Origin of the sequence: Paenibacillus sp. VTT E-133280, assembly GCF_002264385.1 — a bacterium.
Lineage (GTDB): Bacteria > Bacillota > Bacilli > Paenibacillales > Paenibacillaceae > Paenibacillus_AQ > Paenibacillus_AQ nitricinens.
The window spans coordinates 23,252-34,681 of record NZ_NFUX01000076.1; the positions used below are offsets into that span (position 1 = coordinate 23,252).

11 protein-coding genes and 2 riboswitches are annotated in these 11,430 nt (G+C 46.0%); of the genes, 7 read left to right on the forward strand and 4 right to left on the reverse strand.

The features are described 5' to 3' along the window. Positions 1 to 6 precede the first annotated feature (6 nt). Complete coding sequence (locus CA600_RS31370; RefSeq protein ID WP_094873988.1) at positions 7 to 198, forward strand: hypothetical protein; 192 nt, start codon at positions 7 to 9, stop codon at positions 196 to 198. 286 nt (positions 199 to 484) lie between these two features. On the opposite strand, the gene CA600_RS25615 is transcribed toward CA600_RS31370, so the two are convergent. Together CA600_RS25615 and CA600_RS25620 are read right to left on the reverse strand one after the other, a co-directional pair. Then, the gene (locus CA600_RS25615; protein WP_094873990.1) at positions 485 to 937 is read right to left on the reverse strand and encodes a hypothetical protein; all 453 of its coding nucleotides are present in this window, start codon (positions 935 to 937) and stop codon (positions 485 to 487) included. A gap of 39 nt (positions 938 to 976) precedes the next feature. After that, a complete protein-coding gene (locus tag CA600_RS25620; protein WP_094873992.1) occupies positions 977 to 1,486 on the reverse strand; it encodes a hypothetical protein in 510 nt (169 codons plus the stop codon). A gap of 573 nt (positions 1,487 to 2,059) precedes the next feature. Further along, positions 2,060 to 2,225, reverse strand: a riboswitch (cyclic di-AMP (ydaO/yuaA leader). Positions 2,226 to 2,647: 422 nt separating this feature from the next. Further along, positions 2,648 to 2,837, forward strand: a riboswitch (cyclic di-AMP (ydaO/yuaA leader). A gap of 190 nt (positions 2,838 to 3,027) precedes the next feature. Between CA600_RS25620 and CA600_RS25625 the strand changes: the two genes are divergently transcribed. The 6 genes from CA600_RS25625 (at position 3,028) to CA600_RS25650 (ending at position 10,577) form a co-directional block, all read left to right on the forward strand. Beyond that, positions 3,028 to 3,444: a hypothetical protein gene (locus tag CA600_RS25625; RefSeq protein ID WP_094873994.1), complete on the forward strand. Its 417-nt coding sequence runs from the start codon at positions 3,028 to 3,030 to the stop codon at positions 3,442 to 3,444. Between the two features lie 126 nt (positions 3,445 to 3,570). Continuing rightward, complete coding sequence (gene kdpF / locus CA600_RS32220; protein ID WP_076285959.1) at positions 3,571 to 3,648, forward strand: K(+)-transporting ATPase subunit F; 78 nt, start codon at positions 3,571 to 3,573, stop codon at positions 3,646 to 3,648. 12 nt (positions 3,649 to 3,660) lie between these two features. Continuing rightward, positions 3,661 to 5,337 carry a potassium-transporting ATPase subunit KdpA gene (gene kdpA / locus CA600_RS25635; protein WP_094873996.1) on the forward strand — a complete coding sequence of 559 codons (1,677 nt, stop codon included), beginning with the start codon at positions 3,661 to 3,663 and terminating at the stop codon, positions 5,335 to 5,337. Between the two features lie 16 nt (positions 5,338 to 5,353). Further along, complete coding sequence (gene kdpB, locus CA600_RS25640; RefSeq protein WP_094873998.1) at positions 5,354 to 7,387, forward strand: potassium-transporting ATPase subunit KdpB; 2,034 nt, start codon at positions 5,354 to 5,356, stop codon at positions 7,385 to 7,387. 55 nt (positions 7,388 to 7,442) lie between these two features. Continuing rightward, positions 7,443 to 8,051: a potassium-transporting ATPase subunit KdpC gene (gene kdpC, locus CA600_RS25645; RefSeq protein ID WP_094874006.1), complete on the forward strand. Its 609-nt coding sequence runs from the start codon at positions 7,443 to 7,445 to the stop codon at positions 8,049 to 8,051. Between the two features lie 201 nt (positions 8,052 to 8,252). Then, the gene (locus tag CA600_RS25650; protein ID WP_094874000.1) at positions 8,253 to 10,577 is read left to right on the forward strand and encodes a histidine kinase; all 2,325 of its coding nucleotides are present in this window, start codon (positions 8,253 to 8,255) and stop codon (positions 10,575 to 10,577) included. 202 nt (positions 10,578 to 10,779) lie between these two features. Here CA600_RS25650 and CA600_RS25655 read toward each other — a convergent pair whose 3' ends face one another. Both CA600_RS25655 and ytxJ read right to left on the reverse strand, forming a co-directional pair. Continuing rightward, the gene (locus CA600_RS25655; RefSeq protein WP_094874002.1) at positions 10,780 to 11,019 is read right to left on the reverse strand and encodes a glutaredoxin family protein; all 240 of its coding nucleotides are present in this window, start codon (positions 11,017 to 11,019) and stop codon (positions 10,780 to 10,782) included. Continuing rightward, complete coding sequence (gene ytxJ / locus CA600_RS25660; protein ID WP_042123836.1) at positions 11,016 to 11,342, reverse strand: bacillithiol system redox-active protein YtxJ; 327 nt, start codon at positions 11,340 to 11,342, stop codon at positions 11,016 to 11,018. The genes CA600_RS25655 and ytxJ overlap by 4 nt, the downstream gene beginning before the upstream one ends. Between the last annotated feature and the right edge of the window lie 88 nt (positions 11,343 to 11,430).

The window sequence follows — 11,430 nt, forward strand, 5'->3', positions numbered from 1 at the left end:
GTAATCATGACTAAAAGTGAACAAAATAATATGATGCTTTTAATGAGTTCGGTATCTCTAGCTATGGTTAGTAGAATGCTCCCGACAGATGGATCCATTTTAATGGATTTCACTCAAGGTGTATTAACTGGTATCGCCATGGTAGGGATGGTTGCAGGATTGTGGATGTACGGTAAGGCGCGTAAGAGCAAAGCGTAATAGTAGGAAATAAGGAAGCCGCGGCAGATGCCGTGGCTTTTTTGTATACATATCGTAAAAGTTATGTAGCCGCTGCTTCTCCTTTGTTGATATTCATTATGAAGGAGTAGATCTAATCTTAGCTTCATCCGGACTCAGCAGGCGTTATTTGCGAGTAAACCGCCTTTGGAAGATAGTTGCGGACTCCAGTGCAGCTGTTCGATATGGATGGGGGGTTAGTTGGTGTTTTTGATCCAATAAGGTCCATGAAGTTCGCAAACTTACCAAATGTCTTTTCCCATTAGGGCTACACAACGGATAGATTACCACTAGGCAGTAAATCCTCTTGAACAGTCAGTTGCTCCCGCACATGTCTAAGCTGCGCTTTTAGTACAGGAACACTCTTTTGCAGGATAATGCTTATTTGAGGTAAAGATAGCTTTAGGCCATACCACATCGTTTTTACAAGCTGTTCCTCCCAAGGCAATGCCTTGGCAGATAGGAGAGACCGGCGCGTGTAATAATCAGCGCATTGTCGGATACAAGAGCGGTAAGCTTCGATAGAGAATAGCTGGCTGTCGAAGCTTTTTTGACGGAATAGTTTATGAAGCTCTTTAAAAGTACGGATAGTAACCTTCTCGGCTTCTGCTGATTGTTGTAACAACATAGAACTGAGCGCATAGATATCATTCGTACACTTTTGAACACACTCTGCAAATATAGCTCTACGGGGTGATTCAGCAGGTAAGGGGTCAGGCATGATAAACACGATCCTTTCAGAATGGGTTATGGGATGAACCTATAATATAGAAAAGTAAGAAATGGATTTGTTGATAAGCTCGGCGGTATCAGGTTCTGGATAACTATGTTTTTGAAGCGCAACACTGGATGGTTTATAATATAGCCGCCCTCCTCTGGAATCTCTCCCACCAGCAACAGCTCTGTACAGACGACCTTGCTCAATGTGCCCTGCCAAGGATTTACCCTGCAGCTTGGCTTTTAAATCCTGTAAAGCACCTTGCACTAGCTCAAACTGAGTCTGATCCCACTCTGAACCATGGGTACGTACTTTATCTATCGCTTCCTCAAGCCGGCAATGGTATATCATTCTGAGAAAAGAACTCCATTTAATAAGGTCGAAGGTTTGGGTATTGGCAGAGATAAGACATGCCCCCCAGCTGCTACCTCCTTTACAGGTAAGTTTCAGGATGCCATACCGGCTGCCTTGATGAGCCTCCATTCCATAGTGAATAGGCTCAGGTGAATCAAAGACAAATACTTCTATGCGAGATAGTCTTCGCTGGTCCATGACGGTTTTCTCCTCCTTAGGTTTCCAAAAGCTTTAGATCTACATGGTGAATTACGTTAGCCTTCTCTATACAGGCGAGCATTTCAGCTTCATACTCACAGACTGCGGCATGCTCCAGCCATAGTAAGAATCTCTGTTTGCGTATAACGGATAAATGTAAGGGAAGGTTGTTGCGGGATCTCATTGCGTACCAACCGACTTCAACATCTTTTCACGGTTCCTTAAAAGCGGTGAGACACGGAAAACGTTGGTGTGCTGACCAATCCTCAGCTGTTGCTTTTCTCGGATGTTTTTATATATTTCGTATATAATCGTTCGATCCAAACAGTATTCACAGGTAGATAGGCTGTTGAAATGGCGAAGTGAACTCCAAAGTAAACATAATTTAGACTTTTTGGCTCAAGTAGCCCTTACTGAGTTCCCCAATAATAGTGTTTCATTCCTTTCACCCCGTCCAGCATGCTATTACCCTATAGAATCAGGTAACGCAAAAACCGCAGCAAGAGGAGGACCTCTGCTGCGGTTTTGGAATACAGGTATATACACACCTGTGCCAAAGCGTGGCGGATCAAGGGTCTCTCTCTTTACGCTTACGAGGTTAGCTGCCGGATTCGGACGGTGAGAGTCGCCCTACCTATGTGAGACTTGAACAGTCTCCTTCGGATTCACCCCAAGTAGGCCATGTGGCCTGATGGTTCCCCCGTTCCCTGCAAAAGCAGGAACTCAGCGTTGAATGTATTTCGTGAAATAGATTCAACCCGAATCATACTCTTTTCAAGGTGTTTCTGTAAAAACAGAAAGTGTTCTTTTGAGCGCAATTTTATCCATATCCTGCCGACTACGACGAAAAAAGGATCCAAATAGGTATTTATTGCGCGTTATCGGGCTTCTTCCTCGCTTAATCTCGCTTTCTTGTTTCCTTTCCTATAAAGGCGATTTTTGGGGATTCCTCCAATTGTGGTGAATAAAATCACGTGGTATGCCCGTATTTCGCTAATCGATTCAAATTCGAGTAAACAAGAGATATAGAGAGATTGGATATCAAGTAAGCGCTATCCAATACGAAAATAGTTTTTAATTTGCATTATTTTGGCATCAATCAGGTTTTACAATACTTCCTGCATAAGGGTATGATTACTCCTGTTTCAACACAACAATCGAATATTTGATCCGCTTAATTTCCGTTAAGGAAAGCGGGGGAACCAACAATCGGCAGACGATGTGAGAGTCGGAAGCCGGTTATGGGGTGAATCCTGTAGAGGATGCGAGTGTGCTCGCATCTATACAGGTAGGGCGACTCTCACCGTCCGAATCCGACAGCTAACCTCGTAAGCGTATGGAGAGAGGATGAGTGCAATGTGACCGCTAGCGAGCCACAGAGGAGAATCCTTTGTGGCTTTTTGCTGTGCTTTTTTAAGCAAAGCATTTATGGAAAACCTCACGAAGAGGTCGTTATATTCATCATTAGCGGTAGCTTTTCTTTCAAGACCAGGGTGATCAAGCTCTGATCTTACAAGCAAAGCATTTGAGGAGAATAAGAGATGACAGATCAGAATGAATATGTACTGGTATGTGCGCCAACGAAGGCAGGAGAACATTTTATTAAGCTTCTAAAATTCAGAGGCATTAAGATGGCCGGATTGACCAACAACTTGCCTGAGAAGTCCCTACTTGAAGAGATGGGGATTGAGCAAGTTGTTCTAGTAGATACCCGCCATCAGAATACTTGGTTTCGCCCGCCGTTCCCGGTAGGCCGGGTATATCTGTTCGAGAGCAGCTTTACGTTATGCTGCCGCTATATTCAGATGTGCCGGACTTGGACGACACAGCCGATTTTTGTAATCACAAGCTCAATAAATCCTAGATTGGTCTATAAAAGACTTGGCGCAAGTTATGTAATCTATTCCCACAGTGGTGATGCTGATTTTCTGGTCGACAGATCACCTCATCAAGGATAAAAGAAGGAGTGCGGGAAATATGATGGATCTGTATATGGTGGCTACGCTAGCTGTGATTTACGGGTTGTTTTATGGATTTATGCGCTGGTGCGCAGGTGTAGTTGAGGATACAGGGAGGGATAAGCTGTGATTCTAGTAATCGCTGTTACCCTATTACTGTTTGTATATCTGGTTTACGCATTGATTCATCCGGAGAAATTTTAAGGAGGGGCATTCATGGGCATTTTGCAAATCGCTCTTGTAATCGTAATTCTCATCTTGCTGGTTAAGCCGATGGGCACGTATTTATATTATGTATTTTCTAATGAACCGAACCGTACGGATCGCTGGTTTGGAGGTATAGAAAAAGGGATTTTTAAGCTGATCGGCCTGAAAAAAAAGGACGGAATGTCCTGGAAGAAATATGCGCTCACCTTTGTTTTAACGAATATCGTACTGGTAACTTTCAGTTATATTTTTCTTAGATTACAGCGGGGACTGCCGCTAAATCCGAATGGAATTGCAGATATGGAACAGACGCTTTCATTCAATACGGTGATCAGCTTTATGACCAATACGAACCTGCAGCATTATAGCGGGGAGACGGGGCTTTCGTATTTTTCACAAATGGCTGTCATCACGATGATGATGTTCACTTCTGCAGCGAGCGGATTTTCTGTTGCGGTTGCTTTTGTCAGAGGGATCACAGGCCAGAAATCAGTCGGGAACTTCTTCGAGGATTTCGTCAAAGCACATATTCGTGTGTTCATTCCACTAGCTTTGTTAGTTTCATTGGTGCTGGTAGGCTTGCATGTGCCGCAAACGCTAAAGCCTTCGCTTGAGGTCACTACTCTGGAAGGGCAAACCCAACAAATTGCTATCGGGCCAGTCGCTTCTTTGGAATCGATCAAACATTTGGGCACGAATGGGGGCGGCTTCTTCGGGGCTAATTCCTCACATCCTTTTGAGAACCCTAATCCACTTACGAATGTTCTGGAGATTCTCTCCATGTGGATGCTGCCGGCTTCGCTACCTTATATGTACGGATTGTTTGCGAAGAACAAACGTCAGGGCTGGGTGATTTTTACTGCGATGATGACCTTGTTCGTACTGCTATTAAGCCTGAACTTTTATGCAGAATCAAAGGGCAACCCTGCGATCAATGCACTGGGAATTGAATCTTCACAAGGTAGTATGGAAGGGAAAGAGGTACGCTTTGGCATACCGCAGTCTTCCTTGTTTACTTCAGTAACAACCGCAGCTACAACAGGTAGTGTTAACAATATGCATGATACGCTGACGCCACTGGGAGGCATTACGCCTCTTGCACTGATGATGCTCAACAATGTTTTCGGTGGGAAAGGTGTCGGACTAATTAATATGCTGATGTATGCCATCATGGGAGTCTTCCTATGTGGATTGATGGTTGGTAGAACACCGGAGTTTCTCGGACGGAAGATAGAGGCCAAGGAGATGAAGCTGATTGCCATTGCGATCCTTGTTCATCCATTCATTATCCTTGTGCCAACCGCAGCTGCATTCCTGACCGATTTGGGGCAAGGAGCGATTACGAACACTGGATTCCATGGGCTCAGTCAAGTGTTATATGAATATGTCTCTTCTGCCGCGAACAATGGTTCAGGCTTTGAGGGACTTGCGGACAACACGACCTTTTGGAATGTTACAACCGGGATTGTCATGCTGCTAGGTCGTTATGTCTCTATTATCGCAATGCTGGCGGTAGCAGGTTCTCTGCTTAAGAAGAAGCCGGTTCCTGAGACGATTGGCACGTTCCGCACAGACAATGGACTGTTTACGGGAATTCTGATTGGTACCGTAGTGATTATTGGTGCGTTGACGTTCCTGCCGGTCATTGTACTCGGTCCCATTGCAGAATATCTAACCTTACGGTAGGAAGAGGGAGAATAAGATGAGTACTGTAAAAAGAAAAAAACTGCTGACGGGACCCATACTCCTTAGCGCTGTAAAGGATAGTTTTATAAAGCTTAACCCAGTAACGCTAATCAAAAATCCAGTCATGTTCGTGGTAGAGGTCGGTACGATCATTGTCCTCCTCATGGTGCTGGCTCCTGGATATTTTAATGCAGAGCAATCGATAGGCTTTAATATCACTGTGTTGTTCATTCTGCTATTCACAGTGCTATTTGCGAACTTCGCTGAAGCATTGGCGGAAGGCCGGGGTAAAGCCCAAGCCGATTCGCTTAAAAAAACAAAACAAGATATCACAGCTAACAAACTGGTTGGAGGAGCGGTGAAGACAGTCTCTTCCTCCGAGCTGCGTAAAGGAGATATCGTCATCGTCAGTCAGGGAGAACTCATCCCTGGTGACGGTGAAGTGATTGAAGGACTGGCTTCCGTAGATGAATCAGCGATTACAGGTGAATCTGCACCTGTAATCAAGGAGGCTGGTGGGGACTTTGGATCCGTTACAGGCGGTACACGGGTCGTCAGTGATGAGATTAAAGTTAGAATTACAAGTGATCCTGGTGAGTCGTTTCTAGATCGAATGATCTCCCTTGTTGAAGGGGCGAAACGTCAGAAGACACCGAATGAAATCGCACTAAATACGCTTTTGATCAGTTTGACGCTGATTTTCCTGATTGTAGTAGTGACCTTGCGGCCAATTGCGACTTATCTTGGTGTTGATCTAGACATTCCGGTCATGATCGCTTTGTTGGTCTGTCTGATTCCGACTACAATCGGTGGACTACTCTCCGCAATCGGAATAGCGGGTATGGACCGGGTGACCCAGTTTAATGTACTCGCGATGTCGGGTAAGGCCGTTGAGGCTGCTGGCGATATTAATACCATGATCCTAGATAAGACCGGTACGATTACCTTTGGGAACCGGATGGCGAGTGAATTTGTACCTGTCGGAAATGAATCCGAAGCGGAGCTTACGGCATGGGCGGCTATCAGTTCCCTAAAGGATGAGACGCCTGAGGGACGTTCTGTGATTGAGCTGGCCAAGAAGCTGGAACGCAGCTATGACAGCAAGCTTGCTGAAGGTGGCGAATTCGTAGAGTTCAAGGCAGAAACTCGGATGAGTGGTATTGATCTGCAAGATGGACGCTGTGTACGTAAAGGCGCGGTGGACTCCATGAAAAAATGGGTACAGTCGAAAGGTGGAGTCATTCCTGCGAACCTAGACAGTAATTCTGATGCCATCGCTCGAATGGGGGGGACCCCATTAGCGGTTGCGGTAGACCATCGGATCTATGGATTAATCTACTTGAAGGATACCGTTAAGCCAGGCATGAAAGAGCGGTTTGATGAACTGCGGAGGATGGGGATTAAGACCATCATGTGTACGGGTGACAATCCGCTGACCGCAGCTACCATTGCCCGTGAAGCGGGTGTAGATGATTTCATCGCGGAAAGTACACCTGAAGATAAAATAGCAGTCATTCGCCGTGAGCAGAACGAGGGCAAGTTGGTTGCGATGACCGGGGATGGTACCAATGATGCCCCTGCTCTTGCACAAGCCGATGTGGGCTTAGCCATGAACAGCGGTACGACAGCCGCTAAGGAAGCGGCAAATATGGTCGATTTGGATTCTGACCCTTCGAAGATTATAGAGGTCGTAGCGATTGGTAAACAGCTGCTGATGACACGGGGAGCGTTGACAACCTTTAGTATCGCGAATGATATCGCGAAGTATTTCGCCATTATTCCCGCAATGTTCATGCTCGCCATTCCGGAGATGGAAGCCCTGAATGTAATGGGACTAGGCTCGCCAAGCTCAGCAATAATATCCGCCTTAATATTTAATGCAATTATTATTCCCCTGCTCATCCCGCTGGCGATGAAGGGTGTGTCCTATAAAGCTATGAGCTCTACGAAGCTTCTGGGACGCAATATTTTTATCTATGGGCTAGGCGGAGTAGTTGTTCCTTTTGCGGGCATCAAGCTCATTGATATGATCGTAAGTGTATGGATTTAATGACGTGTTGACTAATCACTGAAAGGGTGAGAGCATCGTGAATAACAGAAACGCCATGGAGGACACTGAAGAGCAGTTGTCATCATCGAAAGGTGCTTATTTCTTTATTATTGTACGAATTAGTTTAGTATTTATTGTTCTCTGCGGAGTGATCTATCCTCTGACAACTACAGCGCTTGCCCAGGTTCTGATGCCTTCGCAAGCGAACGGTAGCTTGCTTAAGAATGATGCTGGAGTAGTGGTAGGCTCAGAACTCATTGGGCAGAACTTTACGAACCCAGCTTTATTCCAGGGTCGTGTGTCCAGCATTGAGTATAAGGCAGAAGCTTCAGGTTCCAATAACTACGGTCCATCCAATCCGGATATGCTGCAGCGGACAAAGGACTTTATTACACAGTGGCAGCTTGATAACCCGGATGTGCCCGTGAACAAATTGCCAGTCGATTTGGTCACCAACTCAGGTTCAGGGCTTGATCCGCATATCACACCTGGTTCGGCCATCGTGCAGATTCCTCGGATTAGCCATTTAACCGGTATTCCTGCGTCACAGCTGGAAGAGCTTGTGAATAAGCATACCGAGCGTCGTGACTTGGGGCTGTTCGGTGAAGAAAGGGTAAATGTGTTGAAGCTGAACATGGAGCTTCTGAAACTATCGAACCAATAAATATAGCAAATGTCCCTGCCAGATTACTAGAATCGGGCAGGGATATCTTGCTTTCTAAAATATAAGAAATATAAGTTTCACATTATACATCATCCTTATATTTCTACGAGAAACGGCTGTCATCTTTGAAGGACGACAACGTCGTTTCTTCTTGGAACAGAAGAGTACATGCATGATCGGGGTTATTAAGGAGTGGTCTGGATGGGAACATACCGTAGGAAGACGCCGGAGGAACTGCTGCTCTCTATCTATGAGCTGCATCGGGGACGTCTTAAGATCTATATAGGACCAGTTAGTGGTTCGGGCAAGACGTATCAGATGCTGCGTGAGGGCCAGGCGCTTAAAGCGCAGGGAATTGATGTCGTGATCTGTGCAGTTTCAACGAATCAAAGCCCAGAAACTAAGGATCAGCTGGGCGATTTGGAACGGATTCCAAGTATTCATTGGTTCCAGAAGGAGTTCGAGAAGAAGGATCTTGATGTGGAAGCTATTGTAGCTCGTAATCCTGAGGTTGTGCTGACCGATGGCTTGGCCCACCAGAATCGCGAGGGTGCGGAAAGATCTGGCAGACTGGACGATATCAAATACTTAATGAGCAATGGGATAAGTGTTATCACAACTGTAAACGTATACGAACTGGAGGGTGCTGCGGATTTAGTGCGGAAATGGACCGGAATTGAGGTAGAGCATTCCCTTCCTGCTGAGGTGCTTACCCTTGCCGATGATATCGTTCTAATTGATGTGACGCCGGAGAAGATACTTCAGCGCTTGTCCGACGGCCATTTAAGTAAACATCAGCAAAGATCGCTTTTTAACAAGGGGAATATAAGCAAGCTGCGGGAACTGGCACTTAGAATGGTTGCTGAAGATGTTAATGATTCACTGGAGAAACACAGAGAAGAACAGGGGCTGCAGGGAGCTTCGGGGATCGCAGAAAAGGTGTTGGTATCGGCACAGTATTATTGGAATGGCTCGATCCATATCCGCCGTGGACAGCAGATTGCCAAGCGGTTAAATGGGGAGCTTTCAGTGGTGTCATTCTCGAAGCAGGGTCTCACCCTTTCTAAAGAAGCAGCTACCTTTAAGCGCTCCCTCTGGAAGCTGACTGAGAAGATTGGAGCCTCTATGGAAGAGATAACTTTTCGCTCGAAAAGGGAGATCCCTCATCTGTTGGTAAAATACGCAACCCGGCACAACATTACCCGGATCGTTATGGGACACTCCAAGCAGACCGCTTGGCAGGAGTTATGGAAAGGTTCGATCGCCAATTCGTTACTGAAGCAAATCAGAGGTGTGGATGTGTTCTTCGTGGCGGATCGCGCAGACCGAGAGGGAGAACGTGTACTTCCAACCCGGCAGCGTCGTAATGAACGGAAAGCGGATGCCTATCACAGATTAAGCAGTCAGGAAGTAAAGGATCAAATCGATGCGATTCACGGAGGAACCTTTAAGGTATACATTGGGGCTGCTCCCGGTGTGGGCAAGACTTACAAGATGCTGCGTGAAGGGAACGATCTCTTGAAGAGAGGGATTGATGTTGTGATCGGACTTCTTGAAACGCATGGCCGCCAAGAAACCCTTGAACAAATCGGTGATCTGGAGATCCTACCACGTCTACGTATAGAGTACCGAGGGACTGTCCTTGAGGAGATGGATACGGCAGCTATCATACAGCGTAATCCAGAAGTCGTCCTAGTGGATGAACTCGCCCATACCAATATGCCAGGCAGCAAACATAAGAAACGGTATATGGATGTTATGGAGCTGCTCGATGCGGGAATATCTGTGATCTCTACTGTGAATGTGCAGCATTTAGAAAGCCTGAATGACGCCGTAGAGCAAATTACAGGAGTTAGAGTAAGAGAGACCTTTCCGGACAGCATTCTACAGCGGGCTAACGAGGTAGAACTTATTGATGTATCACCCAAGACGCTTCAAGAACGAATGAAGGACGGGAAAATATATGCCATGGCCAAGGTGGATCAGGCGCTGGGGGCTTTTTTCAAAATCGGGAATTTGATCGCCCTTCGGGAGCTGGCGTTGCGGGAAATTGCTGACGATGTGGATGAGCGGCTGGAATCCTGGGAACGTGTCGGTTCGTTACGGGGGCCTTGGCGGCGTGAGGAAGTCATTTATGTGTGTATCACCTTGGGGGATCATGCGGAGCGCTTAATTCGGCGTGGTTTTCGGATCGCATATCGTCTAAAAGCTTGCTGGTATGTTACGTATGTGCAGGAATTTAAACAGCATGGACCCGTTTATGATAAACGAATAACTGATTTAAAGGAATTGACGGAACGACTGGGTGGGACGTTTAAGATGATTGAGAGCGCGCTTCCTGCCCGAGTGGCGTCCTTGCTGCTTGAAAGATCCCAAGCTTTGCAGAGCACTCAGATTATTATCGGTCAATCACAACGCTCCTGGCTGCGAAAAAGTATTCACGGCGATGTTACCAAGCAGATTCTGCGTTCTGCCAGAAACGTGGATGTGCTGGTCGTGGCAGATCTCATACGTGTGGAAGCATAGACTAAGACTAACAAATAAAAACGCCTTCGCCGTCCCTAAAGGACGGTAAGCGTTTATGCGAGAAATATAAGGATCATGTATAGCGTGAAAATTATAGATTCTTATATTTTGAAAAAGGGTACCTTCAAGCCGATTGGCTATGAGGATACCCTTTTTTTACAGCTATGAATTACATCATGTACTGAATAGTTTAATGGCTGAATTATTGGGCAGCTCCGATGAGTGCTTTGAACGCAGGAAGATTAAATCCCTTGATCGCTTGATCCCCTGCTACAGTGACAGGAACGCCCATGAATCCAAGCTTCTCAACTTCCTCTTGATAGACTGTGCTGGTCATAACATCTCTTACTTCAAAAGGGATACCCTGCTCCGTAAGATAGGTTTTAACCAAATTACAGTCACTGCACCCTGCGGTTGAATAGACAATCACTGGCTCACTCATTGGTTCACAGCCTCTTTGATTGCATCTCTTGTGATTTTCCAGTGGGAAGTGTTCCAGCGAACCTCATTGTCCTCAAGCAGGAAGAGTTGTGGAGATTCATGTTTGATGCCAAAATCCTCAGCAATTTGATTGGAAACGGGACGATCTTCGATGACTAAGACCACTGCAGCGGCAGTATCCGCATCCTTCAGATAAGCCTGAAACTCTTCATTAGCTTTAGCACTAATCGGGCAGGTCGTGCTGTGTTTGAACAGCAGCTTTTTGCCAGGCTTAGCTACATATTGCTCAAGATCCTCCAGCGTATGGAGTTGTTGAATAGACATAGATATCACCCTCCTGGGATCGTTATTTTGAAATATAAGAGAGTATAAGCTTCACGTTATACACTATCCTTATATTTCTCGCATAAAC

Bases quoted from the DNA above. Each gene is read 5' to 3' on its own strand.
- CA600_RS31370 (WP_094873988.1), top strand. From the start codon at position 7: ATGACTAAAAGTGAACAAAATAATATGATGCTTTTAATGAGTTCGGTA.
- CA600_RS25615 (WP_094873990.1), bottom strand. From the start codon at position 937: ATGCCTGACCCCTTACCTGCTGAATCACCCCGTAGAGCTATATTTGCA.
- CA600_RS25620 (WP_094873992.1), bottom strand. From the start codon at position 1,486: ATGGACCAGCGAAGACTATCTCGCATAGAAGTATTTGTCTTTGATTCA.
- CA600_RS25625 (WP_094873994.1), top strand. From the start codon at position 3,028: ATGACAGATCAGAATGAATATGTACTGGTATGTGCGCCAACGAAGGCA.
- kdpA (WP_094873996.1), top strand. From the start codon at position 3,661: ATGGGCATTTTGCAAATCGCTCTTGTAATCGTAATTCTCATCTTGCTG.
- kdpB (WP_094873998.1), top strand. From the start codon at position 5,354: ATGAGTACTGTAAAAAGAAAAAAACTGCTGACGGGACCCATACTCCTT.
- kdpC (WP_094874006.1), top strand. From the start codon at position 7,443: ATGGAGGACACTGAAGAGCAGTTGTCATCATCGAAAGGTGCTTATTTC.
- CA600_RS25650 (WP_094874000.1), top strand. From the start codon at position 8,253: ATGGGAACATACCGTAGGAAGACGCCGGAGGAACTGCTGCTCTCTATC.
- CA600_RS25655 (WP_094874002.1), bottom strand. From the start codon at position 11,019: ATGAGTGAGCCAGTGATTGTCTATTCAACCGCAGGGTGCAGTGACTGT.
- ytxJ (WP_042123836.1), bottom strand. From the start codon at position 11,342: ATGTCTATTCAACAACTCCATACGCTGGAGGATCTTGAGCAATATGTA.